This is a genomic window from Rhizobium grahamii, from assembly GCF_009498215.1.
GTDB classification, from domain to species: domain Bacteria; phylum Pseudomonadota; class Alphaproteobacteria; order Rhizobiales; family Rhizobiaceae; genus Rhizobium; species Rhizobium grahamii_A.
In genome coordinates this window covers 725,083-750,872 of record NZ_CP043499.1, presented here as the reverse complement: position 1 = coordinate 750,872, position 25,790 = coordinate 725,083, and the positions used below count along the sequence as shown (strand labels likewise).

Annotated in this window: 21 protein-coding genes and 3 pseudogenes; 9 read left to right on the top strand and 15 right to left on the bottom strand. The window is 58.9% G+C overall.

Annotated elements, in window-relative coordinates; genetic code table 11:
- Positions 1–12: 12 nt before the first annotated feature.
- Positions 13–897 (top strand): sugar phosphate isomerase/epimerase family protein, encoded by an 885-nt coding sequence (locus FZ934_RS22325; protein ID WP_194273871.1) that lies wholly within the window; start codon positions 13–15, stop codon positions 895–897.
- Between the two features lie 25 nt (positions 898–922).
- Here the strand turns inward: FZ934_RS22325 and FZ934_RS22320 are convergent, their stop codons facing one another.
- Positions 923–1,771 carry a sugar phosphate isomerase/epimerase family protein gene (locus FZ934_RS22320; protein WP_246738020.1) on the bottom strand — a complete coding sequence of 283 codons (849 nt, stop codon included), beginning with the start codon at positions 1,769–1,771 and terminating at the stop codon, positions 923–925.
- Between the two features lie 295 nt (positions 1,772–2,066).
- Between FZ934_RS22320 and FZ934_RS22315 the strand changes: the two genes are divergently transcribed.
- Positions 2,067–3,017, top strand: coding sequence for an arginase family protein (locus tag FZ934_RS22315; protein ID WP_153273055.1), 951 nt, complete (start codon positions 2,067–2,069; stop codon positions 3,015–3,017).
- A 304-nt stretch (positions 3,018–3,321) separates the two neighbouring features.
- Here the strand turns inward: FZ934_RS22315 and FZ934_RS22310 are convergent.
- Positions 3,322–5,078, bottom strand: a pseudogene (locus tag FZ934_RS22310) (adenylate/guanylate cyclase domain-containing protein).
- 325 nt (positions 5,079–5,403) lie between these two features.
- Positions 5,404–6,627: an HD-GYP domain-containing protein gene (locus FZ934_RS22305; protein ID WP_153273054.1), complete on the bottom strand. Its 1,224-nt coding sequence runs from the start codon at positions 6,625–6,627 to the stop codon at positions 5,404–5,406.
- A 307-nt stretch (positions 6,628–6,934) separates the two neighbouring features.
- Between FZ934_RS22305 and FZ934_RS22300 the strand changes: the two genes are divergently transcribed.
- Positions 6,935–7,339, top strand: coding sequence for a helix-turn-helix domain-containing protein (locus tag FZ934_RS22300; RefSeq protein ID WP_153273053.1), 405 nt, complete (start codon positions 6,935–6,937; stop codon positions 7,337–7,339).
- 78 nt (positions 7,340–7,417) lie between these two features.
- Here FZ934_RS22300 and FZ934_RS22295 read toward each other — a convergent pair whose 3' ends face one another.
- The 4 genes from FZ934_RS22295 to FZ934_RS22280 form a co-directional block, all read right to left on the bottom strand.
- Positions 7,418–7,603 (bottom strand): hypothetical protein, encoded by a 186-nt coding sequence (locus FZ934_RS22295; RefSeq protein ID WP_153273052.1) that lies wholly within the window; start codon positions 7,601–7,603, stop codon positions 7,418–7,420.
- 108 nt (positions 7,604–7,711) lie between these two features.
- Positions 7,712–8,143, bottom strand: coding sequence for an NUDIX hydrolase (locus tag FZ934_RS22290; RefSeq protein ID WP_153273051.1), 432 nt, complete (start codon positions 8,141–8,143; stop codon positions 7,712–7,714).
- 135 nt (positions 8,144–8,278) lie between these two features.
- Positions 8,279–9,319 (bottom strand): fatty acid desaturase, encoded by a 1,041-nt coding sequence (locus FZ934_RS22285; RefSeq protein ID WP_153273050.1) that lies wholly within the window; start codon positions 9,317–9,319, stop codon positions 8,279–8,281.
- Positions 9,320–9,390: 71 nt separating this feature from the next.
- Positions 9,391–9,771 carry a DUF6481 family protein gene (locus FZ934_RS22280; protein WP_153273049.1) on the bottom strand — a complete coding sequence of 127 codons (381 nt, stop codon included), beginning with the start codon at positions 9,769–9,771 and terminating at the stop codon, positions 9,391–9,393.
- 430 nt (positions 9,772–10,201) lie between these two features.
- Here FZ934_RS22280 and rsgA point away from each other — a divergent pair, with 430 nt between their 5' ends.
- Together rsgA and FZ934_RS22270 are read left to right on the top strand one after the other, a co-directional pair.
- Entirely contained in the window at positions 10,202–11,212 is a 1,011-nt protein-coding gene (gene rsgA, locus FZ934_RS22275) for a ribosome small subunit-dependent GTPase A (RefSeq protein ID WP_153273048.1), read from the top strand.
- A gap of 353 nt (positions 11,213–11,565) precedes the next feature.
- Positions 11,566–13,467, top strand: coding sequence for a potassium transporter Kup (locus FZ934_RS22270; protein ID WP_153273047.1), 1,902 nt, complete (start codon positions 11,566–11,568; stop codon positions 13,465–13,467).
- A gap of 34 nt (positions 13,468–13,501) precedes the next feature.
- Here the strand turns inward: FZ934_RS22270 and FZ934_RS22265 are convergent, their stop codons facing one another.
- On the bottom strand, positions 13,502–14,395 hold the full coding sequence (locus tag FZ934_RS22265) for a LysR substrate-binding domain-containing protein (protein WP_153273046.1): 894 nt from the start codon (positions 14,393–14,395) through the stop codon (positions 13,502–13,504).
- 109 nt (positions 14,396–14,504) lie between these two features.
- On the opposite strand from FZ934_RS22265, the gene FZ934_RS22260 reads away from it, so the two are divergent.
- From FZ934_RS22260 to FZ934_RS22250, 3 genes are read left to right on the top strand one after another with little or no spacing between them, the layout of a single operon-like run.
- A complete protein-coding gene (locus FZ934_RS22260; protein ID WP_153273045.1) occupies positions 14,505–15,758 on the top strand; it encodes an aromatic ring-hydroxylating oxygenase subunit alpha in 1,254 nt (417 codons plus the stop codon).
- A complete protein-coding gene (locus FZ934_RS22255; RefSeq protein ID WP_153273044.1) occupies positions 15,748–16,830 on the top strand; it encodes an FAD-binding oxidoreductase in 1,083 nt (360 codons plus the stop codon). Before FZ934_RS22260 ends, FZ934_RS22255 begins: the two co-directional genes overlap by 11 nt.
- A gap of 27 nt (positions 16,831–16,857) precedes the next feature.
- Positions 16,858–18,138, top strand: coding sequence for a M24 family metallopeptidase (locus tag FZ934_RS22250; RefSeq protein WP_153273043.1), 1,281 nt, complete (start codon positions 16,858–16,860; stop codon positions 18,136–18,138).
- 183 nt (positions 18,139–18,321) lie between these two features.
- Here the strand turns inward: FZ934_RS22250 and FZ934_RS22245 are convergent, their stop codons facing one another.
- The 7 genes and pseudogenes from FZ934_RS22245 to FZ934_RS22215 form a co-directional block, all read right to left on the bottom strand.
- Complete coding sequence (locus FZ934_RS22245; RefSeq protein ID WP_153273042.1) at positions 18,322–18,726, bottom strand: GFA family protein; 405 nt, start codon at positions 18,724–18,726, stop codon at positions 18,322–18,324.
- 84 nt (positions 18,727–18,810) lie between these two features.
- Positions 18,811–19,383, bottom strand: a complete 573-nt coding sequence (gfa, locus tag FZ934_RS22240; RefSeq protein WP_153273041.1) for an S-(hydroxymethyl)glutathione synthase — start codon at positions 19,381–19,383, stop codon at positions 18,811–18,813.
- Positions 19,384–19,463: 80 nt separating this feature from the next.
- Positions 19,464–19,675, bottom strand: a pseudogene (locus FZ934_RS28275) (FAD-dependent oxidoreductase); the annotation flags it as partial.
- A gap of 19 nt (positions 19,676–19,694) precedes the next feature.
- Complete coding sequence (locus tag FZ934_RS22230; protein ID WP_153273040.1) at positions 19,695–21,173, bottom strand: FAD-dependent oxidoreductase; 1,479 nt, start codon at positions 21,171–21,173, stop codon at positions 19,695–19,697.
- A 33-nt stretch (positions 21,174–21,206) separates the two neighbouring features.
- Positions 21,207–22,136, bottom strand: coding sequence for an electron transfer flavoprotein subunit alpha/FixB family protein (locus FZ934_RS22225; protein ID WP_153273039.1), 930 nt, complete (start codon positions 22,134–22,136; stop codon positions 21,207–21,209).
- 24 nt (positions 22,137–22,160) lie between these two features.
- Positions 22,161–22,910 (bottom strand): electron transfer flavoprotein subunit beta/FixA family protein, encoded by a 750-nt coding sequence (locus FZ934_RS22220; protein ID WP_153273038.1) that lies wholly within the window; start codon positions 22,908–22,910, stop codon positions 22,161–22,163.
- Between the two features lie 63 nt (positions 22,911–22,973).
- Positions 22,974–25,010 (bottom strand): NADH:flavin oxidoreductase, encoded by a 2,037-nt coding sequence (locus tag FZ934_RS22215; protein WP_153273037.1) that lies wholly within the window; start codon positions 25,008–25,010, stop codon positions 22,974–22,976.
- A 146-nt stretch (positions 25,011–25,156) separates the two neighbouring features.
- On the opposite strand from FZ934_RS22215, the pseudogene FZ934_RS22210 reads away from it, so the two are divergent.
- A pseudogene (locus tag FZ934_RS22210) lies at positions 25,157–25,785 on the top strand (TetR/AcrR family transcriptional regulator).
- Positions 25,786–25,790: the final 5 nt, after the last annotated feature.

Here is a 25,790-nt window from a genome sequence, read left to right as displayed (position 1 = left end):
GGAGATGCCGCGATGAAGATAGGTCTGAGTTCATATAGTTTCCGTCCGTTGATGCAGAGCGGGGCCATGCAGATCGAGGATGTGTTCGCCTGGGTCGGCAAACACGGCGGCGATCATGTCGAACTGGCAACGCTTTCCGTCGCCCCCGAAGGACAGGACCTGCAATATCAACTCATCGATGACGCCGAGATGCTGGAGCGGCTGACGGGAGCGTCCGGGAAGAGCGGTGTGCCGCTTGCCGGCCTATGCACTTCGGGCAACTTCATCGATGATAACGAACGCGCGTTCCAACTCGCACGGCTGAAGCGCTATGTCGAGCTGTGTGACAAGCTTGGCGTGCGCTTCCTGCGCCACGACGTCGTGCCGTGGTCGCTGCGCGTGACGGCGCCTGGCCAGTTCGAAGCGGCATTCCCCGCTATCGCCCAAGCGACCCACGAGCTTGCCGTGCATGCCGGGCGATATGGCGTGACGACGAGCGTCGAGGACCATGGCTTCTTCATGAACTCAAGCGAGCGGATCAAGCGGCTGCTGCACGCGGTCAATCTGCCGAGCTTCAAGCTCACCGTCGATATCGGCAATTTCCTCTGCGTCGATGAGAACCCGCTGACGGGAACGAGGGCCTGCCTCTCCGACGCAAGCTTCGTCCACATCAAGGACTTCTATGTGCGCCAGACCGCTCCTGGCACCGATTGGCTGCAGACGGTGGGCGGCCAGGCAATTCGCGGTTCGGTCTTCGGCTATGGCGATCTGCCTGTTCAGTCGATCATCGAGGACATCGTCGCCTCGGGCTACGACGGCTTCGTCTCGCTGGAATACGAAGGCAATGAACCGACGCAATATGGCTGTGAAATCGGCCTGAAGAATGCAAAGGCAATGTTTGCGGCTGGCGGCCGCTGAACATTGCCCTCCTGCAATCTTGAGATTAGAGCGCGGCGATCCGGTCGACGCGCTTCTTGAGATCGGCGAGGCGATTTCGGTTGCCTCCCGGGACCTCGATTGACGCCCAACCGGAATAGCCGACATCCGACAGAGCCTTGTTGACCGCGGCCCAATCGCAATCGCCCTCGCCCAACTCGACATCGAAACCCTTCCACGGGCCTTCGCTGTTCATCTTTTCGAGGCTGTATTCCTTGATGTCGATCTTCAGGATGCGCGGCCCGAGCGCCTCGATCCAATGCATCGGTCTGCCGTAGCGAAGGACATTACCGACATCGAAATACCAGCCGAGCTTCGGATGATTGAAGCGATCGACAAAATCCGCCGCCTCCAGGGGGCTGAGCAGGAAGTCGTTCCAGACATTTTCAAGCGCGATCGATACGCCTGTTTCTTCCGCGGCCGGCAGGATCTCGGCGATTCCCTCGGTGGCTCGCGCGTAAGCGGTTTTGTAGCTGGTGTCCGCGTTGACGACGCCGGGAACGAGCAGCACCGTCGTCGCGCCGTAGAGCGCGGCATCGTGGAGCGCCTTGACCATCGAATCGACACAGGCCTGACGCGCCGCCGGATCAGAATCCGTCAGCGGGTGTTTCCAGTGCACGGCGTTGACGAGGCCGGGGATCTTGAGGCCGGTCTTGTCGCGGGCATTCAGAACCTCGTCGAGCGGCAAATCATTGGGCGAGTCTAGCTCAACACCGTCATAACCGAGATCACGCAAGAGCTGGAATTTTTCCAGGATGGAGAGCGAAGGCTCCTCGACCATGCTCCATTTCAGGCTGATCTTCGCCAGCGGACGAGCGGAAACGGGCGTGGAGGGTTGATTGGCGAATTCGGTCATAGATGGGATCTTTTGCTTGGTGGGAGCGGATGCGCGGCGGAACTATGTCAGCCAATACAAAGCGGATCAATTGGTCATTGGAAGGCAACAAGCAGTCCTCGGCACCGGCTACAGGATTCTAAGTTTAGTTCAGCAAGGCGCACCTTTTAGAGAACGGTCGGGGCGGCGCAGTGGTAGCGGTTTGGGAGATGCTCCGACTTGGGATCTTGTGGAATCTGTGCGTTGATGGCTACGAGCAATCGGCGCCACCAGATAGTGGTCGGCAGGCTACCGATTTGATCCGCCTGGAGCAGATATGACCGAGAAATTTCAGAAGGTATCCGGGACATTCCTTGGCGTCCCTTCCGCCGCCGATGCGGCCCATGCTGACGTGGCAATCTTTGGTGCCGTGCATGGAACCGCTTATGCCGGCGCCCAATTTGCACCGCCAAGCGAGACCGGACCGGACGCCGTTCGCCGTGCAATCACCACCGCCTCCGTTCACATCGATCACTGGGATTTCGATTTCGACGGACCACTGCTGAACGATGGCGCACTCAAGGTTGTCGATCTTGGGAACGTCCCGACGACACCGCACGCCAATGACAAGAATCGAGACGCAATCGAAAGTGCGACGCGAGATATCCGAGCGCACGGAGCCATGCCTATCCTGATCGGCGGAGACGATTCCACGGCCATCCCCTTCATGAAGGGATTGTCGGATGTGCCAGCTCTACACATCCTGCAGATCGATGGGCATATCGACTGGCGCGACCACATAGCTGGCGAGCGGTTCGGCTATTCGAGCACGATGCGGCGTGCGTCCGAACTCTCGAATGTCCGTTCTATAACGCAGGTCGGTATCCGGGCCGTGGGAAGCGCGCGTCGAGAAGAAGTTGAGACCGCAACGTCATGGGGTGCGCGCATCTTTACAGTTCGGAAGTCTCGAGCATTGGGCATGACGACAGTTGCGGACGCCCTACCCCGCGACGGTCATCTGCTGATCCACATCGATCTCGACGCCCTCGATCCGTCGATTTGCCCCGGTGTGAACGCGCTGTCACCCGGAGGGCTTCGCCTCGACGAAGTGACCGATCTGATCGCCGCCACAATGCAGGACCGGACACTGGCAGGGCTTTCCGTTGTCGAACTGGACCCTGCGGCCGACATCAATGCAATGACGGCAACAGTTGCCGGCCGGCTGGTCTGCCACGTACTCGGCCATCTCGCGCGCAGCGTGCCATCCGAGACGCGTCACCGAAAATGAAGCGCACCGAAGTTTAAGCAAGCGGCTCTGCCGCGAAAGCGAAAATCGTGCTGCGATGCGAGCGATGGTAAGCTACCCCCGTGGCCGTCTCGCGTCCTCAAGGTCCATGCCGGCCCGTTCGGTCGATTTGTTTCCTATCCGTTTTACGAATGTTCTTATATCTCATATGGTATATTAGTTCATGTTTACGTTGCGATCGGCACCGAAGATGAAGAGCGATCGTTCAGGCAACGTCGCGGATGAGCCAGTTAGAGCAACCTGGCAGCCGTCGCCCAAATCGCAGCCGCGCCCATGCCGGTGGGTTTCAGCACTCAGGCACCCCAACCTTTCGTAAGGCCTCGGCCATCTGGTCAGCCCACTGGGGAACGGCTCTAAAGACAGGCCGCTTCATGTAACGCTCGATCGTAAATCCTGGCTCGGCGGCCAGCAATTTCGTTGCGGCCCAGCGAGCGGTGTCCTCATCGCCACTCATCGATGACCACGCGGTCATCATTCGATAGGGCCACGTCACGTCCGGATGCTTATTGACGACTTCCCGTGCGATGGAGACGGCTTCGGCAAGAGACCCTGCCAATGCCAGGGCGAGCGCAAACCCCATTCTCATATTGAACGCCAGAGGATCAGCTGGACTGAGCGTCATCGCTCTCTCGAACCGTTCCCTGGCGGGATAGGGCAAGCCCTTGTAGCTTGCGACCCAGCCGAACCTCGCCCATGCCCACGCATTGTTCGGATCAAGTGCCAAAGCCCTCTCGAGGAAGGCGGCCGCGCGGTCCTGATCACCACAGTGGCTGATTGCTCCCCGACCGCCGTGAGAGCAGCCGGATCATCGTCGATCGAGCGCGTTGCAGCCTCGATTGCGCTTAATGCGAGTTCCAGTTCCCGCCCCGGTTCTTCAGTCCAGACATAGCCGAGGTTCTGAGCGTGGCACCATGCCAGACAAGCGTGGGCCCGGCCGTAGGCCGGGTCGATCGTAATCGCATCCTGAAGCAAGGGAATTGCCAGCTTGACTCCTTCCTTGTTGTGGCCCCACAGGTGCGGGTAGGCCCGCATGACCAGATCATAGGCACGATGGCTGCTTGGTGGCTTGCGCCTCGACAGCTCGATCTCGGCACTGCGAATGGCTGGATGGATTGCGCCGGCGACTTGCGCCGCAATCCTGTCCTGGAACTCGAAGAGGTCTTCGGTCACACCCTCGTATCGTTCCGACCAAAGTTGGGTCCGCCTCTCGGCGTCGACGAGTTGGACAGAAATACGCAATCGCTCACCACCCCGGCGAACTGTGCCTTCCACCACGTAGGACACACCAAGTTCCCGGCCAACGTCGCGCACGTCGATAAATTTCCCCTTGTAGGTAAATGCCGACTGGCGTGCGATGACGAAGAAGTCGCGAACACGAGACAGTGCCGAGGTGATTTCCTCAACCACTCCGTCCACGAAGTACCCATCGTTCGGGCCGCTGAGATTGTCGAAGGGCATGACCACGATAGACGGCTGATCCTTGCCGAAGCGGTTGGCGGGAAATGATCCGGATAGCCCACCGAGCGCCTCATCCGACCAGTCGACTTGAAACACCCAAACAGGTCTCGGAATATTCTTGAGCGCCCGCTCGCCGAGACTCCTCAGAGCGAACGCCACCTTGCCGTCAAGATGCTCGCGCACTGATCCGGAAATGCAGATGCCCGACGGTGTTGCCATCTCCTGCAGGCGCGCGGCGACATTGACGCCATCGCCCAGCAAATCGCCGCCCGACACGACCACGTCCCCCAGATTGATCCCTATGCGGAATTCCAGCCGACGTTCCCCAGGGAAGTCTCCGAAGTGACGAAGAAGGCGACGCTGGATTTCGACCGAACAGCGGACCGCTTGAACAGCACTCGGGAACTCCGCGACGAGACCGTCCCCGGCGCTCCCGAAGATGCGGCCGCTATACTCGCGCACCAGTTCCGCAATGTGGTCATGGCACAAGGTAAGGGCGCGGATAGTCCCCTCTTCGTCGAGAGCGGTGAGCCGACTGAAGCCGACAACATCGGTGGAAAGGATGGCTGCAAGCTTTCGATCCACAGCGGCGACCGCTCCTGCGGGGTCAAGATCTTTGGGTGACTACGCCTGTCCGAGTGCCCGAAGTTTACATGTGACGGTGGTCGAAATCCACTGCCCTACCTTTTGCAATGGCACCGACCCGTGAGCGGCTTCGAACCAAGTTCTACTTCTGACGAATGCGACAGCATATGTCCGAGTGATGTCGCCAGCGCGCCCTGCGTTTCCGACCGCCCGTTGACTAAGGTCGATGACCGCCTCCGAACCCAGCCGTGTCACGAGCAGCTGCTCGAACGCACCAATTCTTGCAACATAGTGCCGCGACCGCCAACCATCTGGAAATCAGCCGTCAAACGGCCGCCGATGCTCCGGAATGGTCGTCCATCTCCTCTTCAACTCTATTCCTACCATCCATGAACCGTTCATGGATCTCGTTGAAGCGAGGAGCAACGGTTTCGAAGACGTCGATCAGCTCCGGATCGAAGTGCTTTCCCTTTTCCGCGAGGATGATCGCGACCGCCTCGGCGTGAGGTATGGCTGATTTATAGATCCGTTCCGAGACGAGTGCGTCATAGACATCGGCGACAGCCATAAGACGCCCGGCGAGCGGAATGCTCTGCCCTTTCAGCCCAAGGGGATATCCCGAGCCGTCCCACTTTTCGTGATGGGTAAGGACAATCTGTTGGGCAACACTCAAGAAGTTACTCGACACGCCGAGATGCTGCTGTGCATTTGCGATTGCCAACATGCCGAGCTCGCAATGGGTTTTCATGATCGCGAATTCGTCCGTGCTGAGCCTTCCAGGCTTCAGCAGAATCCGGTCAGGAATACCGACCTTGCCGATATCGTGGAGCGGCGCCGACTTGTACAGGAGTTCGACCAGCGCCTCGCTCAGTTCCGACCTGAATGCAGGATGCGCACGTGCGGCCTCGGCCAGAACGCGAATGTAGTGCTGCGTTCGACGAATATGGTTCCCCGTTTCATTGTCACGGGTTTCGGCCAGCGACGCCATTGCAAGAATAATGGCATCCTTGGCACGCAGAGCCTCTTCTCGTGAAGTAGCCAGAGAATTGATCAGTGCTACGTTGGTCATGCCAACCGCTGCACTGTTTGCAATACGCCGAAGTATATGCACACTTTCTGCGCTCGGAACGTGCTGCTTCGCCCAGTATGCGCCGATAGCCCCGACGGGATCCTCTTCCCTGACTGGCATCATGACCAGGCTGCGTACGAAGGTCGGTCGATACGCGGCATGCGGTATACGATTGTCCGCATAGATATCGTCAACGATCGCGGGCTGGCGATTAAGGATCGTCCATCCCGATATGCACTGTTCAAGCGGAAACCGCTGCCCCTTCCAAAGGGGCGCAATGGCGTCTTCGTCGGCATAGTGACAAAGCCCATCTTCGCGCAGGACAAACGTGATGCCATCCGCACCAACCAGCCTTCTTGCCGCAAGGCGTACCGCGGACATGATCTCCGCCAATCCCCGAGCCATGGAAATGCTGAGTATCAAATTCTCCAGATCTAGAATGGATTCTTCTGCGCTTTGGCGAGTAGCTAATGCAACCATGTCGGACCGGAATGGATTGAGTTTGATTAGACTGGCCGCGCTTGGCCGTCGCGATATTCGATATTTATCCGCAGTATATGACAATCTACTTAAGGTCGTAGTATTTGCAACCTCAGCGCCGCTTGTTTCAAGCTTTATTTCTCGTCAGGCGATATTGTCGCGCTGTTCACACGCCAAGACTGCAGCGCAGGCTGCAGTGTTACAAGTGACGTCGTCTTTGCTGGCACCCCGGACCTTAGTCCGATCTAGCTAACGTCCGGGCACTCCATGTAGAATCCTGTTACCGGAAGACCTGCAATGGACGCCTATGCCAAGAACATCGAACAACACCGCCGCCAAAATCGACTCCGAAGTTGGGGCAAGGATCAAGATGCGCCGCAAGGTTCTTGGCATGTCGCAGACATCGCTTGGCGAGAAACTGGGCGTTACCTTCCAGCAGGTCCAGAAATACGAGAAGGGCATGAACCGCGTCGGCTCGAGCCGCTTGCAGCAGATCGCGCATGCTTTGGGCACAACACCGGCCGCCCTCTTCGGACAAGTCGAAGGGGACCAGACGACCAAAATGGTCGAAGTCCAGGCGATCGAACAGCTCGTCCGGTCTTCGGAGGGATTCGCGCTGAACGTCGCCTTCGTCAAGATCCGCGATGAGCAAGTGAGAAGATCGATCATCGCGTTGGTGAAAAGTCTGGCGACGGATCAAGGCGGCAATTAAGCAGCTTGAGCCGCAAAGGCGTTCCAAACTGCTTCGTAAGCTCAAGGCCAATGCGTCACCGGTCGGACCGGTTGCACGCTATTGCCAGAATTGTTTCATCGTCTTGATCGCAAAGCTCGTCATCAAGAGAATGAGTAGAAATACGACGCCTGCGTAAAGAGGGCCCGACAACGGGCACATCAACGTGATCTCGGCGGACGCATATCCGGACAAGGCGCCGATTACGACATTGACCAGTACCGGTATGTCTCGCGGCTGTTCCACGGCGTGCCTCCATGATCCCGTCGTAGACGTTTCGTCCTTGAGGATCGTTCCCTGCTCTGGTACGGCATTAAATAATCTCGGCAAACCATTATTAACAAATGATTTATCTCACCAAGCCTTGACTGACCGGTGAACCCGCGAGAGCAGACGCTTGAGGGCTGGCTCCTTGACCCGCAACGCGGCCTCTTGTGGCGACAGCCAAGCCTGCTTTCGCTGTCCGCGTTCCGGAAAGCGAGGCGCCATGCGTCGGACCTCCAGCAGATGGACGTCGACCACCGCATCGACCCGCATGCGCGTCGAAAGAACCTTCACGTAGGCATATCGACCGAAGATGATTCCGCTGGCCGGTCCCTTTGCGCCGGCTTCTTCAAAGGCTTCCTGTTCGGCGGCTCGGTGTGAGGCCTTGCCGTTGATCGGCCATCCTTTAGGTATCGTCCAGCGGCCGGTATCGCGCGTCGTGATTAGAAGGATTTCGATCCCGCTGGCGCCAGTTCTGTAGCAGATCGCCCCAACCTGTCGAATGCGTCCGCCATGCAGCATAGCGTCGGCAGGCCTGCTATCCGGGAGAATTGTTTCAACGATCGGTTCATGCTTGGTAGATGGAGCGCGACTAACGAGCAGCAAGTGGACTAGCGCGCCGGGGGCTTACCCCGGCGGTGGAAGTCTAGTTGGATGCTATTGGTGCGCCGCGGCTTTCCGGGCCTCTCGGAAAGAAACTAGCCTTCCCTGCCGCTCATCCCACAACGCAAGTCGCACGCATCCGAAGCTTTCCCGTAATGTTATGCGGCCAATGCCTGCCAGCTCCGGATGATCGCGTAGGACTTCTGGAAGACGGTAATACGGAATTCGGCTCGAAAGATGATGAACGTGATGGACGCCGATGTTTCCCGTCAGCCATCGAAGCACCAGCGGAAGGTCATAATGCGACGCGCCATGCAGGGCGGCTTGAGGAAATTGCCATTCTCCCGCCTTTGACCAATGCGTTTCCTCGAACTGGTGCTGCACGTAAAACAGCCAGACGCCGGCAGCTCCCGCCAACAATACAACAGGAAGATGGACCACGAGGAAGGGTACAAGCCCCACGGCCCATATCATCAAGGCAGTGACGAACGCGATCGCCAGATTGGTTGCCATTGTGGAGACCCAAGGCAAGACTTCGGCTCCCATCATACCGATCGGCAGACGCTGTTTCAGAAGGAACAGCCAGGCAGGACCTATGCCGAACATGACAAGCGGATGCCTATAAAGCCGGTATCCGAGCCTCCGCGCCGGAGACAGGGCGCGATATTCTGCGACCGTTAGTGTGGCGATGTCGCCCACTCCCCGTTCATCGAGATTGCCGGCAGAGGCATGATGTTCGGCATGCGCACGCCGCCAGTAATCGTAAGGCGTTAGAGTAAGAACGCCGACCACACGCCCCGTCCATGTGTCCAATCTCCGCCGCGCGAAGAACGAACCGTGCCCACAGTCGTGCTGGATCATGAAGAGCCGGAGCAGGAAAGCCGCAGCCGGCAGAACAAGGATGCCGCCCAGCCACCAACCGTGAATGATGGAAATACAGGCGCCGGCCCAAAACGCAGCGAACGGTACAACCGTTATCAGGAGCTCAAACACGCTGCGGCCAAATCGCGGCTGCCGGTATTGCGCAAGAATCTTTAGCCAGGCACCAGCTGTATCCTGCTCCGGCGAGTTTTGTCGGCGGGCTTGAGAGTTCATCTGATGCGAGCCCTTCCTGAGTTCAGGGGTGGAGTTCGCCAAGTCCAGGATTGCATATGAGTTTTCGGGCATCAGGCGCGACGAGCCTTGCGTGCCGCATAGCGGCGATCGCGCTCGGCCTTGCGTGCGGCTTCATCGGCCACGATGCGGGAAGCGCGAGCGTCGATTTCCGCCTGTCGGGCCTCAGCTTCGGCCTTTTCCTGCGCCTCCGCCGCCATGGCGAAAGCCGCGACTTCTATCAACAGGCGATTATTTTCCTCCGCCTTCGAAGCATCGCGCTCGGCACGACGTGCGGTCCTCGCAGCAGCGACCGCATCGCGCGCAGCAAGCCTTTCCTGCATGTCAGGGTCCGTTGGCTTCGGCGCAGATTTGAACTTCGCCAGAAGGTCCTGCTTGGATTTCGCCGCCGACTTGCGGCGCTCGGCAAAGCTGTTGTCGTTCGAAAATTTCAATAGATTCCCTTTTCAGAGACAGGTTTAATTAGCAAATACCCGCCGTGTAGCACGGAGCTTTGTAGATAGCGGTAACGGTCATCACAGACCAATGCGCTACATACACCAATTCCGACCGAGCCACGCACAGCGGTCTGTCGACTTTTGAAAGTGAGAGTTGATCAAGAGGCGCAGAGCGCAGCCAAAACAAGCATCGGCAAACAAAGCATCGATAATCCGTGCATACACCAGGCGTGCTCTTACGTCGACGCTTTGTTTTATAGCTGGCTGTTTGCGGCTTTAGGGGGTAATTAGCTGCAAACGTTTCCAAGCAAAAGCACGAGGGACGCAAATGTGCCGTTGTCAAAGCGCGATCCGCAAAGCTAGGCAAAACGCTGCGAGCACACCCCAGCCACTCCGCACAGCTGTCGTACCGAATGCGAGATAAAATTTGACCCCCTTTCATTCAACGCTGGAACAGCTTGGCTGGTCCGAGTTCTTCGCCTATCAAATCGGACCTGGGGAAGCAGGCCTCGTCCCCAGGCGTGTCGCCTCGGTACATCGAGCACGGATTGAAGCGATCGATGTCAACGGGCCAGTCGGACTGCAACTCCCGCCCCACAGCAGTACCGCTGACTTTGCGGTGGGCGATTGGATTATGGCCGATCCACTGACCGACATGCTTGTCAAACGCCTCGAGCGGAAAAGCGTGTTTCAGCGACGGACCGAAGGCGGACACGGCCAGCAGTTGGTTGCTGCGAACGTTGATACGTTGTTGATCGTTACTTCGTGCAACGCCGATTTCGATCCCGAGCGATTGGAACGCTATCTGATCATGGCCAAGCAGGCCGGCAGCAATCCGGTCGTTGTGCTGACCAAGGCCGATATGGCGAAAGATATTGGCGAGTTCCAGTCTCAGGCCGAGGCGCTGCAGCATGACCTTCCTGTCATCGCACTCAACGGGCGCTCGGCCGACGCCGCCTCCCTCTTGAAGCCCTGGTACGGCGTTGGTCAGACAATCGCGTTGGTGGGGTCCTCCGGAGTTGGAAAATCGACCCTCGTAAACACCTTGGTTGGATCCGACACCAAGCAGAAGACCGGCACCATCCGGGAGTACGACGCACAGGGCCGCCACACCACCACGGCGCGGTCGCTGCATGCAATTCCAGGCGGTGGATGGGTCATCGATACGCCAGGGATCAGAACGCTCCACGTCAGCGACGTCACAGACGGAATAGATACGCACTTTTCCGATATCACGGAGTTGGCGACGTTTTGCCGGTTTCGCGACTGCACCCATGCCCATGAACCGGGCTGCGCAGTTCAGGCTGCCGTCAAGAGCGGTACTTTAGCCGCCGACCGTCTTGAACGCTGGCGAAGCCTCGTCGTCGAAAATCGCGATAGAACACCGGCCATCAGCGGGCCACGTGGCAACAAGATCGTTCGCAAGAAGAAATATTAAGGACGTCCGCGCCGTGCCGGTTCGACCTGAAACCATTGTTTCCGGGGATATAGAGTTCCAACACGAGCTGTTTGAAGACCGTTTCAATCAACAGCTCTTTTCTTCCACCACAAGCAATCAAGTGCACCGGAGAGAACTCAGCTCGGCGCATGTATGGGCTCCATCGGGAAACTCGTTTTGATGCAGCGTGTGCCATAGCATGAAGCAAAGCCGGTCATGGAGGACCGAGTCGAAGGCGCGGCTCTGTCTCCATAGCGGATCGCCGGTCTCGACTGCCGTCAGTTTGCCAATGCCTGCCGATTTGCATACAAGCTCAGCCTAAGTGCTCGCATTTTCGATCAAGGACCGCCCGTTTGACCTATCCGCAGCTTCGTTCCGAAGACCCGGAAATCGGACATGAAACCAGCAGCGGAACTGCGCCACTCGTGCTTGCCGCACTTGGCGTCGTTTACGGCGATATCGGCACGAGCCCGCTTTATGCATTTCGAGAGGCGCTGCACGCGACGGCGGGACTGGGTTCGCATCGCGACAACGTGTTCGGCATCCTTTCATTGATCGTCTGGGCTCTCACGGTCGTGGTGACAGTGAAATACGTGACCTTCGTCCTCAAGGCGGACAACCATGGCGAAGGCGGCACACTTTCCCTGATGACCCTCGCCCGCGAAAGCATTCCGGGCCGACCTCTCTGGATTATGGTGTTGGGCGTCGCTGGCGCTTCCCTCTTTCTCGGCGACGCGATCATCACGCCTGCTATCTCGGTCCTGTCAGCCGTCGAAGGCATCCAGGTCGTTGCACCGGCGCTCTCGCATTGGGTGGTGCCGATCACGCTGACGATCATCGCGATGCTGTTCATCATCCAGCGTTTTGGAACTGGCGGGGTGGCAGCCGTGTTCGGTCCCGTGATGGCGCTTTGGTTCGCCGTCCTTGGGATCAGCGGCGGCATCCACATTCTGGACGATCCGGCGATCCTCGGAGCCATCAACCCAATTCACGCCATCCAATACGCTGGCAACAACGTCGGCCTCGCCATCACGGTTCTGGGCGCGGTGTTCCTGGCGGTCACCGGTGCCGAGGCACTCTACGTCGATCTTGGGCATTTCGGCCGGCGACCGATAGTCATCGCGTGGTTTGTGTTCGTTTTCCCGTGCCTTCTCCTCAACTATTTCGGCCAGGGCGCTTTCGTACTGGCAAATCCGGACATGGCCTCACATCCGTTCTTCGGGATGCATCCGGATTGGGCGCGCGTGCCGATCGTATGCCTTGCCACTGCGGCGACGGTGATCGCCAGCCAGGCGGTGATATCGGGCGCCTACTCCCTCGTCCGGCAGGCCATGCACCTTAACCTCCTGCCGCGCATGCAGATTCTCCACACGTCCGAAACCCACTCCGGCCAGATTTTTATCCCGCAGGTCAATTCGTTCCTCTTTGTTTTCGTAGTGGCGTTGGTCCTGTATTTCAGGAGCTCGAGCGGACTGTCGGCGGCCTACGGCATCGCGGTTACCGGCGAAATGCTGATTACCAGCATCCTGCTGTTTGTTGTCATGCGGCATGTGTGGAATTGGAAGATGCTTAGTGCGGCGGCAGTCATCGTTCCGCTTCTCCTTATCGATACCGGTTTCTTTGCCGCCAACATCGCGAAGTTTCCCGATGGCGGCTGGGTTCCGATCACCGTGGCGTCGATCATGGGTCTGATGATGCAGACCTGGATTTCCGGCAGGCGGTTGCTTGCCGCGCGAACGCGGGCTGACGAGATCCCGTTGCGTTCGATCATCGACAGGCTCGCGCAAAAGAAGCCGCCGACGGTCCCGGGCACCGCGATTTTCCTGACGAGCGATGTCGAGGGCGCACCGACGGCGCTGCTGCACAGCTTGAAGCATTACAAGGTACTTCACGAACAGAACATCATCCTCAGCGTCGTGACCGCGGCAACTCCATTCGTTCCCGACGACGACAAGATATTCCTGGAAAGCTTCAATCCGCTGTTCAGCCGGCTCGTGATCACGTTCGGCTACATGGAGACACCGAACATTCCGCGCGTCCTTGCTCTCGCGCGAAAGCTCGGCCTAAGCTTCGACATCATGTCAACGTCCTTCTTCCTGTCGCGACGAACAATCCTGCCTTCAAAAAAAGGAGGCATGCCGTTCTGGCAGGATCGGCTCTTCATCGCGCTTGCACGAAATGCCGGAACCGCAACTGACTATTTCGGTCTGCCGTCTGGCAGGGTCGTCGAACTAGGCCTGCAGACAGTCATCTAGCCGGAAGAGGAAAGCCGGCCTCGTATTGGAGGACCTAACGTTGGTGGGTCAATGCATTGGCAAGCCAGGTCGCTGCATGTTCAGCTGAATCGCTTCTTCGCGTCTTTGCCGGAAGAAGAACATGGAACCTCTCCACTGTCGGCATCTTAGCCTCCTCGAGAGCGACCAGGGTTCCATCATCGAGGAACGTCTGAACGAGAAGCCGCCACCCGAGCGCTATCCCCTGCCCTGCCCGAGCAGCCGCGATCGTCTCCGTGTAATGACTAAAGCGTAGATGGGGTCTAACTCGGAGATCGCGCCCCGTTTCCTCGACCCAATGCGCCCAGGAAAGCCAGGTTCTGTCTTGCGCATCCGTCTCGATGAACTCGTCGGCGCCTGAGAGTTCACCAGGCTGTCTCCGTCGCTGATAGTCCGGCGAACATACTGGAACGACGAAGTCCTCCTGCGATGCGACGATCTTGGCGTCGGTGAAAGGCGGCCTTCCATATCTTATGGCTATGTCGACACCGCCGGCATCTAGATCGATCCTGGCATCCTGGGAAATCACCCTGATCTGCACGCCGGCATTCTCCCGTCGAAACTCTGCGAGCCGTGGCAAAAGCCAGAACGAAGAGAACGCCACCGAGGCTCCAATGGTGACCACGCCTTGCTGGGACGATCTTACCCCGTCAACCGTATCCGCGATATTGGCGAAGCTCTGCGCCAATGTCGTGCCGAGCGTAAGACAAGGCGGAGTAGGCTCGATCGCGCGATGCTTTCGTACGAAGAGATCCAAGCCGAGCTCCTCTTCAAGGACGGCGATCTGGCGGCTCACTGCTGCCTGGGTAACGCCCAGTTCAACGGCTGCCGCCGTGAAGCTCCGATGCCGAAGCACGGCCTCGAGAGTCAACAGCGCGGTCAGGGATGGAATACGCCGCCGAAAGTTCATCAACGCTGCCTTCGCATTCCCTAAAGTTATGGATCGCTAAAAATTAGTGCCGTTGAAGCCTCTGGGACGCAAGCGCAAACTGCCAGCTATCGAACCACGAGAGGTTATCATGCTCAACAAGCTGCCATCTGACATCTCTGCCCTCCTCGAAGCTCGCACCAACGGTCATTCGTTGCCTGCCGGCCTCTACACACGCGAGGACGTGTTCGATGCGGATATCGACGTCTTCTTCCATAAACACTGGATTTGCATTGGCCTCGATTGCGACGTTCCGGAAGCAGGCGATGCGACGGTGGTCGATATCGGCAAGACAAGCTTGATCCTGCTTCGCGACGATGACGGCGAACTGCGTGTCCTGCACAATGTCTGTCGTCACCGTGGTTCACGGTTGCTCGACGCAGGAAAGACGATCGTTTCGAAGCTGGTCTGTCCTTATCACACCTGGACCTATGAGCTCACTGGCGAATTGGCCTACGCCCCTCATATGGGCAAGGACCTCGACAAACAGTGTCACAGCCTGAAACCGGTGACCTTCAAATCGATCGGCGGCCTTGTCTATGTATGCCTCTCGGACCATCCGCCAGAGGACATCTCAAATCTCGAGCAGGCCATGATCGAACGGCTTGCGCCCTATGACATTCGCAATGCCAAGGTCGCGCATCAGACGGATGTGATCGAGGACGGCAACTGGAAGCTCACGATGGAAAACAATCGCGAGTGCTACCACTGTTCTGCCAACCATCCCGAACTCTGTGTTTCCTTCGTCGATCTCGACTTTGGCTTCGATCCCGAAACGCTGAGCCCTGAAGATCGTGAGCAGGCTGAAAAGCACTTCCGCTTATACGATGAAAGAACAAAATCCTGGGAGGCCGACGGCTTCCCGTCCGCTGCGGTCGAACAACTCGAAAACTGCGCCACGAACTTCCGCACCCAGCGGCTGATCATTGCGGGCGCCGGCGAGTCCCAGACCCATGACGCCACTGCCGCCTCTTCCAAGCTGCTCGGTCACATGACGCGCAAGGACCTCGGCGACACCCACCTTTGGGGCCATAATAGCTGGAACCATTTCATGGGCGACCACGCGGTGGTTGCGACCGTCATCCCGCTTTCCGCCGGCCGCACGCTCGTCAGAACCAAGTGGCTCGTGCACAAGGATGCCGTCGAAGGCAAAGACTACGACCTCGACAAGCTGACCGACGTCTGGATCGCGACAACCGACCAGGACGCAGATCTCGTTGCCCGCTCGCATGCGGGCGCCCTCGACCCGGCCTACCAGCCTGGCCCCTATTCCAAGTTCTCCGAAACCAACCTCGACAAGTTCGCGACCTGGTACATCGATCGGATGCGCGCTCATGGGTATTGAATTTCAACAACTGACGCGGGCTGACACCGCGATCTGGGATCCCGAACAGGACGAAACGCTCGTCTGTCTTGATGTCCACCAGGAAACGCACGACGTGAAGAGCTTCACGTTCGCATCTCCTGAAGGCAAGCGGTTCAACTTCGACGCTGGGCAGTACTTCCTGTTCGACTTCCCGACAGGTTCGGACGGAGAAGCCCGCTGCTACAGCATCTCGTCCTCGCCGCACCGTCGGAACGCGTTCACGGTAACCGTCAAGCGCGTACCCGGAGGCAAGGTCTCGAACTGGCTGCACGACAACATGACACCCGGCATGACGGTCAAAGGCCAGGGACCGCTCGGTCACTTCATCCGTCCGAAAGGCGAAAAGAGGAAGCTCCTGCTGATTTCGGGGGGCTCGGGCATCACACCCGTCATGTCGATCACGCGTGATCTTGCGGATCAGTACGAGGCCACCGACATCGTCTTCCTGCATGCGGCGCGAACGCCGTCCGACCTGATTTTCCGGCAGGAGCTTGCAAGTCTTGCCACGCGAATGAAGGGACTGCGCCTGCAGTTCCTGCCGGAGACCGTCGTCGGTGAACAGTCCTGGCCCGGTCTGACGGGCCGGATCTCCCCCGAGTTCGTCAAACTGGCCGTGCCCGACATTGCCGAGCGCATCGTTATGTGTTGCGGTCCCGCGCCGTTCATGGCGGCCGCTCGCTCGATCTCGGCAGCTCTAGGCGTCCCGCCGTCCGATTATATAGAGGAGAGCTTCGACGCGGCCGTGATTGACCAACCGGGCCTCGACGTAGAGGCGCAACCTGTCGGCAAGATCTACCAGGTCGAATTTTCTAAGCAGAAGAAGACGCTGGACGTGTCTGCGGATCATACGGTGCTTGCGGCTGCGAAGAAGGGAAGCGTACGGCTTCCTTCGTCCTGTTCGAACGGTGTCTGCGGCACATGCAAGTCCAAGCTCGTCTCGGGCTCCGTGGAAATGAACCACAACGGCGGCATCAGGCAGCGCGAAATCGATGCCGGAATGTTCCTGCCGTGCTGTTCGAAGCCGCTTAGCGATCTCGTCATCGATCGTTGACCCTAAGAATGATCGGAGGAGATGGAAATGTTGCGTACCGAGGAAAACTCGTCGCCGTCATCGAACGCGTCCGTGTTCAAGGACGACCGGAAGCAGGCCTATCTGAACCCTGAGGGTGCTGATCGCCCCTTGACCAGCCCAATTCCTGCGTCAACCTTGGACGCCGCCAGACGCTATCGCCTTGGTCGTCTCCGCACGAAAATGAAGGAATGGGACTGTTCCGCGCTCCTCCTCTACGACCCCGTCAATATCCGATATGCGTTCGACTGTTCGAACATGAGCATATGGACGATGCACAACCCGTCGCGCTACGCACTGATCCTCGCCGACGGGCCAGCTATTATGTTCGAGTTCGAAGGGTCGGAGCACGTCAACGACGGGCTCCCCGGTATTGACGAAGTTCGAACGTCGAAGTCCTTTCTATTCTTCACCGCGGGAAACCTGGTCGAAACCCGGATGAAGGCCTGGGCCGATGAGATCGCGGATATCCTGAAGTCTCACGGTGGCAACCGACGGATCGGCGTCGACCGGTTGGAGCCGGCACCGGCCCACGAACTGCAAAGCCGCGGCTTCACCCTGCTCGACGGGCAGGAACTGGCGGAGCGCGCGCGCTCGATCAAGAGCCCGGAAGAAATCGAGCTCATGCGCTGGACGATCCGCGTTTGTGAAGCCGGGATGGCGCGGATGTACGAAGTCTCAGAGCCCGGACGAACCGAGCGGGAGATCTGGGCGGAACTCCACTTCGAGAATGCGCGCAGCGGCGGCGAGTGGCTGGAGACCAAGCTCCTGACGGCGGGCCCGCGCACCAATCCCTGGTACCAGGAATGCTCCGACTACGTCATCAAGCGCGGCGAGATGATCTCCTTCGACACCGACATGATCGGCCCCTACGGCTATTGTGCCGACCTCTCCCGGTCATGGACCTGCGGGCACGTTGTGATGAATGCCAAGCAGCGAGACCTCTATTGGGCGGCACGAGAGCAGATCGAGCATAATCTCTCGATCATCCGGCCGGGCATGTCCTTCGGCGAGTTCAACGACAAGAGCTGGCGCATCCCGGAGAAGTACGTTCCGTACCGCTACACCCTCGCTGCGCATGGCACCGGCATGGCGGACGAATGGCCGGGCATCCTTCTTCATCCTGATTACGATGCCGAATTCGCCGGCGCGATCGAGGAAGGAATGGTCCTCAATATCGAGAGCCTGATCGCCGAAGACGGCTCCGAGAGCATCAAACTCGAGACGCAGGCGCTGGTTACCTCGAAGGGTGCCGAGCGATTGGATACCTTCCCCTGGGAAGAAATCTGAAGGCGGAACCGAGTTCTCTTCTTCGCTCAGCTTGTGCCCTAAGCTCCACGTCGCGCTGCTCTCAATGCGCTGCCTGGCTGCAGTTCGTCAGCGGCTTTCTTCCCGGAGGGGCCCTTCCCGGCGGTTGGATCTGTCATAACCGGCAGGCGAAGCATGTCGACGAAGTTTCACCTTCACTTCCACCTAGTCGAGTGGTCGTTTCGGGAGCGAACTTATATCTTGGGACCAGGAAAGCTCTGATGAACACCAGATCTGCGACCTCGGATGAAATTCATGGCGCTGATTGACTGTTCCCAACCGGATGCCAACCTCCTCGGCATCCTCATTCTCGCCGGTGGTGTACACCGGAGATCCACAGTTTGGGCAGAAATACTGTAGCCGTTTGAGACCGTTGTCGCCGAGCTTCTCGTAGAGCTTCGGCTCGCCGGCGGTGATCGAGAACGCCTCTCGTGGGGCGCTGATGGTCACTCGATATGCGGTTCCCGTCAGACGCTGGCAATCCGTGCAGTGACAGATTGAGACCATCTCGGGATCGACGTCAGCCTCGTACGAGATGAACCCGCAGTGACACCCGCCATCGATGTGCATCGATATGCCTCCTCTTGCTGGACTGATCTCCGTCTAAAAGTGGGCGACGCCGAGCCTGGTTCCACCGGCCGGCGTCGACAGGCATCATGCGGGGAGAGCGCCGCTCTTCTTTGCGGTCCAGGTCGCGATGTAGTCCATCAGGCCGGGCGACAGGCAATCGTAGGGCTCAAGGCCGGACGATTTCAGTTTCGAACGAACCTCACCCATTTTCGACGGGTCGAAGCCACTTTCGATGATGGACGAGACGAACGCTGCGAAGCCCGGCTGCGCCCAGCCTTTGCCTTCGAAGCGCTCGGGATGGAGAAACGACAGGCCCTGGAATGGGTGCTCGCGTTCGACCGGTCCATACATATGGACGCCGCATTCCTTGCAGGCATGGCGCTGGATAAGAGCGGACGGATCGACGACGGCAAGCTTGTTGCCGTTTTCCAGGACTTCGACCTTGTCCGTCGGGGCTACCGCGACGACCGAAAAGTTCGCTCCGGCGGGCTTCCAGCACTTGGTGCAGCCGCATGCATGGTTGTGGGCGATATCGCTGTTGACCTTAACCTTCACCGGGTTGCTCGCGCAATTGCAGACGAGCGTGCCGCCCGAAAAACTCGCGTCCGTCGCACGGTACCCAGAATCCACGACAGGGTGGATATTGATACTACTCATAGAATGTTCTCCTTCCCTCCAGGGCCGGAGCGGAATGCTCCGACCGAGCTGCAATCCTCCATTTCGTCTGTCTTTCAGCGGTGATCGGCCTCCTCATGGCGATCGCGCTGCAGGCGGTCGATGGCGAGGGGTCTGACGACCGTACCCGAGAGAATATGGCACCGATTTCGGTACCATTTTCAAGCACGATGACCGACAGTTCCTTGATTAGCTGGCTTCCCCCGATCGCAGCCGACACACCCGCAGGACCGCCGCCGACGATCACGACGTCGAATTCATGCGTTCGCGTCAGGGCAGTTCTTCGATGGCCACTAGCCGCTCACCCGCTGGTAAACGCGAGAGGTATCCTCCTCGAAATGGCGCAGTTCCTCCTGCCGCCTAGCCTCCGACCAACCGGCGGCGGCAGCCGCGACATGCGAAAGCTCCTCGGCCTGATCGCGCCCCAACGACGGATCAAGCCCAACCGCCAACCGCCTGCGAATGAGATCGACGAGACGGACGACATGCTCCTTCAGGACGATTTCGCGGATATCGGACTCGCCATCGGCTCGAAGCATTCCTTTTGGCGGAGCCTTGCGCCTGCCCAGCCTTTTCTCGACCAGCCTTGCGGCGAGACGCCCAGCATGCCGATGCATCATGATGTAGGATCCGGTGATCGTGATGAGGCCCGGCTTCCGAGGGTCTTGGATTGCACGCACCGGAAGGCTGACCGTCTCGCCGTCCGTGGTGGACATTGGCCTAACACCGCACCACGCATGCAGTACGTTGCCCCTTGTCAGAGCGAGTTCGGGGAATAATAGGTTCGCCTCGCCGAGAATATAGTCAACTTCCGTGTCCAGAACCCCAACATTATCCGGATCTTCCTCGACTACCAGTTCGGTCGGACCAACGAAGTGGTAATCGCCCCAAGGGAAAACATAGAATGTCTCGCCCTTGCTGGAAAACGCTTCGAGACCCTGCCCTCGCCAGGTGTCGGGCAAACGGACCATCACATTGACACCCTTGCGGCCGAGCACACGCTTCTTTTCGGCCTTTCCGCCGCCGGGAACTCTATCGACCCACGGGCCTGCCGCGTTCACGATCGACTTTGTGGTGATGCGCGCCTGTCCGCTTGCCCCCGGTGCCTGATCTTCCAGGGTGATTTCCCAGCCGTCTCCGCGTTGCTGGATCGAACTTACCTTCGCATAGGTGCGAATGGTGGCACCTCGCCGTTCGGCATCGAGCGCCGTATCGACGCAGATCCTTTCCGGCCATGCGTACATGTATTCCTCAAAGACGCCGACGCTCGACACCGGACCGCCAAGAGACGCCACCATGTCGCTCTCCTTCGCAGCCGCGGCCGGTGACAATCGCCGAAATGCGAGAGGGACTTTGCGACTGCAGAGCGTCTCCATCATCCTGAACCCGAATTCCACAAGCCAATGCGGATATCGGTCTCCCTTGCGAAACGGATAGTGAAAGCGATGCTTGGTCAGCCGATCCGGCATGTCCCGGAAGAGTTCCGCGCGGCAATGCATGATGTTCCGCGAGTACAGAAAGCGTCGCAGCATCGTGACTGGTCGAAACGGGAGTTGCCACAAGGGAAAGGGCGGCGCGAGGTAGCCAACGCCGGAGTAGAGCATTCGGCTTGAGCGCGAAGACGTGCCCGCACCAATATCGCCGCGGTCGACAAGCAGGGTTTTGAACCCTCGCCCGGCAAGCTCGCGTGCCGCGGCGCATCCAACCGCACCCGCGCCGATGACGACGGCTTCGTAAGTCACACCATCCAGCGACGATATTCGGCAGTTCATTTCGCGTGCATCCATCGTGACCACACCGTCTGACTACATGGCCTTTTCGAGTTCCGGCAGGACATCGAAGAGATCGGCGACGAGGCCGTAGTCGGCCACCTGGAAGATCGGCGCCTCTTCGTCCTTGTTGATGGCGACGATGACCTTCGAGTCTTTCATGCCGGCAAGATGCTGGATCGCGCCCGAGATGCCGCAGGCGATGTAGAGATCGGGCGCAACCACCTTGCCAGTTTGCCCGACCTGCCAGTCGTTCGGCGCATAGCCGGCATCGACAGCGGCACGGCTTGCGCCAACGGCGGCGCCGAGCTTGTCGGCAACCGGCAGGATGACTTCCTGGAACTTCTCGGCAGAAACGAGCGCGCGACCGCCTGAGATGATGATCTTCGCAGACGTCAGTTCCGGACGGTCGGAAGCCGACAACGCGTCCTTGACGAAGGTGGAGAGGCCCGGATCGGAAACGGCCGGGATCGCCTCGACGGAAGCGGAACCGCCTTCTGATGTTGCTGCAAAGGAGGCCGTGCGCACGGTGATAACCTTCTTGGCGTCGGTCGACTGTACCGTCTGGATGGCGTTGCCGGCATAGATCGGGCGCTTGAAGGTATCAGCCGCGACAACTTCGATGATTTCCGAAACCTGGGCGACATCGAGTAGGGCTGCGACGCGTGGCAGTACGTTCTTGCCGGTCGAGGTCGCAGCGGCAATGATCGTGTCATAGCCGGCAGCCAGCGAGACGATCAGGGCAGACAGCGGCTCGGCCAGATTGTTGGCGAGGCTTGCATCCTCGGCAACCAGCACCTTGGAAACGCCAGATAGCTTGGCTGCCTGTTCGGCCGCCGCCTTGGCGCCCTTGCCTGATACCAGCACATGCACGTCGCCGCCGATCTTGGAAGCTGCCGTCAGTGTCTTGGCGGTCTGGTCGGAAAGGTGGTTGTTGTCGTGGTCAGCCAGAAGAAGAATGGCCATGGATAGATCTCCCTTTCTCGAACCTTAGAGGACGCCGGCTTCGGACTTGAGCTTGTCGACGAGCTCGGCGACCGACGCGACCTTGACGCCTGCCTTGCGGCCTGATGGTTCCTCTGTCTTCAGCACCTTGAGGCGCGGCGACGTGGAAACGCCGAAGTCGGAAGGGCTCTTCTTGTCGAGCGGCTTCTTCTTCGCCTTCATGATGTTCGGCAGCGAGGCATAGCGTGGCTCGTTGAGGCGCAGGTCAGTCGTGACCACAGCCGGGAGCTTGATCTCGATGGTCTGCAGGCCGCCATCGACTTCGCGCGTCACCTGGGCCTTGCCATCGCCAATCTCGATCTTCGAGGCGAAGGTGGCCTGGGCGGAGCCGAGCAGGGCTGCCAGCATCTGGCCGGTCTGGTTCGAGTCGTCATCGATCGCCTGCTTGCCGACGATGATCAGGCCCGGCTGTTCGACGTCGGCGACACCCTTGAGGATCTTGGCGACGGCGAGCGGCTCGACGGCATCGTCGGTCTCGACGAGAATGGCACGGTCAGCACCCATGGCGAGTGCTGTGCGCAGCGTCTCTTCGGCCTTGGCAGGACCGATCGAGACGACCACCACTTCCTCGGCCTTGCCGGCTTCCTTCAAGCGCAAGGCCTCCTCGACGGAGATCTCGTCGAAGGGGTTCATCGACATCTTGACGTTCGCGAGCTCAACGCCTGTGCCATCGGCCTTCACGCGGATCTTCACGTTGTAATCAACAACCCGCTTTACGGGGACGAGGATTTTCATGGGTACCCCCTGTTGTTTTCGCTAAAGTTCTCCGGCCGCCAAGAAGGCGGGCCGGCCGAACGGTTAGAGATCCTTTGCTATGCGCAGGCCGTCGTAGATCGCGGCATGCGTGTTGCGCGCAGCGACAGCGTCACCGATCCGGAAGAGCTGGAACTGCCCATCGCTGTTGCGCGTCACCGACTGCGGTTCGCCAGACAGAAGCTGGTCGTATGAGGTCTCGCCGAGATTTCGGGAAAGCGGCTTGAGCTCGAAGTAGAGCTCGTCGAGCGGGATCGTGCCGTGATTGACGACGATTTGATCGACGACGCGCTCCTTCGCAACGCCGCCGTAGTCGCTTCCGACTTTCGCGACGATCTGGTTGCCACTCTTCTCGGCCGACTCCAACCGGAACGTGACCGTGAAGGTGACGTCCAACTTCTGCAGCGAGCGCATGTAAGGTACGAGGTTCATCGCCATGACTTCGGGAGCGAAAGACCGATCCGGCGTCATGATTTCGACCTTGGCGCCAGCCTTCGCGAGGAACTCGGCCGCCTGCAGGCCGGCATGATCGCCCGCATCGTCGAAAACGAGCACATTGGTGCCTGGCTTTACGTCCCCGGAGATGATGTCCCAGGAGGAGACCACAAGCTCGTTGCCCTTCGTCAGGACATCGGTATGAGGCAACCCGCCGGTGGCAATGATGACGACATCGGGCTTTTCAGCCGTGATCACTTTAGCTTCCGCCCAGGTGTTAAAGTGGAAGGTGACGCCCAATTTTTCGCACTGGCTCATTCGCCAGTCGATGATGCTGATCATTTCACGGCGGCGTTCACTCTGCGCCGTGAGGCGAATTTGACCGCCCGCGTTGTTCGCCGCTTCGAAAACGACCACGTCATGGCCACGCTCAGCCGATACGCGCGCAGCCTCAAGACCAGCCGGGCCCGCGCCAACGATAACGACCTTCTTGCGGACCTCGGCCTTCTTTACGATGTGCGGCATTGTCTGCTCGCGGCCGGTCGCCGCGTTGTGAATACAGAATGCCATGCCGCCCTGGTAGATGCGGTCAAGACAGTAGTTGGCGCCGACGCAAGGACGGATATCCTCTTCGCGCTTCTCGATGATCTTCCGCACGATATGCGGATCGGTCATGTGAGCGCGGGTCATGCCGACCATGTCGATCTTGCCTGCAGCGATCGCGTGACGCGCCGTTGCCACATCCGGGATCTTGGCCGCGTGGAAGGTCGGGAAGTTCGTCGCCGCACGGATCTCACCGGCAAAATCGAGATGGGGAGAGTTCGCCATGCCCTGGATCGGGATGACGTCGGTCAGGCCGGGGTCGGTGTCGATATGACCGCGGATCACATTGAGATAATCGATCAAGCCGCTGTCGCGCAGCCTCTTCGAAATCTCGATCCCCTCTTCCTTGCCCGTGCCACCAGGAAGGCGCTCGTCCGCAGTATAGCGAATGCCGAGAATGAAGTCGTCGCCGACCCGCTCTCGCATCGCCTTGAAGACATCAAGACAGAAACGCATGCGGTTCTCGAGCGAGCCGCCATATGGCCCGTCAAGTTCATTGGTGAGCGGAGAGGCAAACTGGTCGATCAAATGGCCGTAGGCCTCAAGCTCGACGCCATCCATGCCCCCCGCCTTCATGCGTTCGGCCGCGTCGGCGAAATCCTTGATGATGCGCTCGATATCCCAGTCTTCGATCTTCTTCGGAAACGCCCTATGCGAGGCTTCACGATGATGCGACGGTGCGAGAACCGGCAGCCAGTCGCCCTTGTCCCAGCGCGTGCGACGACCAAGATGGGTAAGCTGGATCATGATCGCCGAACCGTGCTCGTGCACGGCATCGGTCATTTCTCTAATCCACGGAACTATCTCGTCCTTATAGGCGAGCAGGTTGTTGAAGACCGGCGGACTGTCCCGCGAAACCGCGGCTGAGCCGGCGGTCATAGTGAGGGCAACGCCACCCTTCGCACGTTCGACGGTATAGGCGCGATACCGCTCCTTCGGCATTCCTTCCTCCGGATAAGCGGGCTCGTGAGAGGTCACGATGATACGGTTGCGGAGGGTCAGGTGCTTCAATTTGTACGGCTGAAGAAGGGGATCATTCGACATGCGTCGTGCTCCGGATTAGAAACATCGACAAGACGCTAAGCGAAAATGTACATCAGTGTCAATGACGAAAACATTTACGTCTTCGTTTTTGACACTGATGTACATTTTGCTTGTGGCGATCGCCATAATTTGTTAGGAGATAGGTCATGGACCAGAATTTGAACGACACCGGATGGCGGGGATCTCAGGAAGGCTGGCTTGAAGCCGCCTACTCCTCCCTCATCGATTCCGGCGTCGATTCCGTTAAGATCCTGCCCTGGCGAAGAAGCTGAAGCTATCTAGAACGAGTTTCTATTGGTTCTTCAAGGATCGCGAGGAGCTGCTCGACGCCCTCGTGCAGAAGTGGCGGGATAAAAACACGGGCAATCTGATCAAGCAGTCCGAAGCATATGCGGAGTCGCTCGCAGAGGCGATGCTCAACGTCTTTGACTGCTGGCTGAACAAGGATCTGTTCGATTCTCAGTTTGAATTCGCTGTCCGCAGCTGGGCCTTGCAGTCGTCGGACATTCTCAAGGAAGTGCAGGCCGCGGACCAGACGCGGGTGGAGGCGCTGTCGAAGATGTTCATGCGGTTCGGTCTAAAGGCCGTTCCGGCCGACGTTCGCGCACGGACAACCTACCTTGTGCAGATCGGCTACATTTCGATGCAGTCGCAGGAAGACATCGCCGTTCGAATGAAACGGATTCCGGAGTACATTGCGATCTACACAGGCCAGATTCCGCAGCAAAGGGAGTTGGATCGCTTCTTCGCCCGCCACGGCTACAAACCAGGCTAGGAAAC

Excerpts from the sequence above, each read along its gene's own strand:
- FZ934_RS22325 (WP_194273871.1), top strand. The coding sequence starts at position 13 with ATGAAGATAGGTCTGAGTTCATATAGTTTCCGTCCGTTGATGCAGAGC.
- gfa (WP_153273041.1), bottom strand. The coding sequence starts at position 19,383 with ATGAGTAGTATCAATATCCACCCTGTCGTGGATTCTGGGTACCGTGCG.
- FZ934_RS22260 (WP_153273045.1), top strand. The coding sequence starts at position 14,505 with ATGCTCAACAAGCTGCCATCTGACATCTCTGCCCTCCTCGAAGCTCGC.
- FZ934_RS22220 (WP_153273038.1), bottom strand. The coding sequence starts at position 22,910 with ATGAAAATCCTCGTCCCCGTAAAGCGGGTTGTTGATTACAACGTGAAG.
- FZ934_RS22245 (WP_153273042.1), bottom strand. The coding sequence starts at position 18,726 with ATGCACATCGATGGCGGGTGTCACTGCGGGTTCATCTCGTACGAGGCT.
- FZ934_RS22305 (WP_153273054.1), bottom strand. The coding sequence starts at position 6,627 with ATGGTTGCATTAGCTACTCGCCAAAGCGCAGAAGAATCCATTCTAGAT.
- FZ934_RS22225 (WP_153273039.1), bottom strand. The coding sequence starts at position 22,136 with ATGGCCATTCTTCTTCTGGCTGACCACGACAACAACCACCTTTCCGAC.
- FZ934_RS22320 (WP_246738020.1), bottom strand. The coding sequence starts at position 1,771 with ATGACCGAATTCGCCAATCAACCCTCCACGCCCGTTTCCGCTCGTCCG.
- FZ934_RS22265 (WP_153273046.1), bottom strand. The coding sequence starts at position 14,395 with ATGAACTTTCGGCGGCGTATTCCATCCCTGACCGCGCTGTTGACTCTC.
- FZ934_RS22230 (WP_153273040.1), bottom strand. The coding sequence starts at position 21,173 with ATGAACTGCCGAATATCGTCGCTGGATGGTGTGACTTACGAAGCCGTC.
- FZ934_RS22300 (WP_153273053.1), top strand. The coding sequence starts at position 6,935 with ATGCCAAGAACATCGAACAACACCGCCGCCAAAATCGACTCCGAAGTT.
- FZ934_RS22315 (WP_153273055.1), top strand. The coding sequence starts at position 2,067 with ATGACCGAGAAATTTCAGAAGGTATCCGGGACATTCCTTGGCGTCCCT.
- FZ934_RS22250 (WP_153273043.1), top strand. The coding sequence starts at position 16,858 with ATGTTGCGTACCGAGGAAAACTCGTCGCCGTCATCGAACGCGTCCGTG.
- FZ934_RS22255 (WP_153273044.1), top strand. The coding sequence starts at position 15,748 with ATGGGTATTGAATTTCAACAACTGACGCGGGCTGACACCGCGATCTGG.
- FZ934_RS22215 (WP_153273037.1), bottom strand. The coding sequence starts at position 25,010 with ATGTCGAATGATCCCCTTCTTCAGCCGTACAAATTGAAGCACCTGACC.
- FZ934_RS22285 (WP_153273050.1), bottom strand. The coding sequence starts at position 9,319 with ATGAACTCTCAAGCCCGCCGACAAAACTCGCCGGAGCAGGATACAGCT.
- FZ934_RS22290 (WP_153273051.1), bottom strand. The coding sequence starts at position 8,143 with ATGCTGCATGGCGGACGCATTCGACAGGTTGGGGCGATCTGCTACAGA.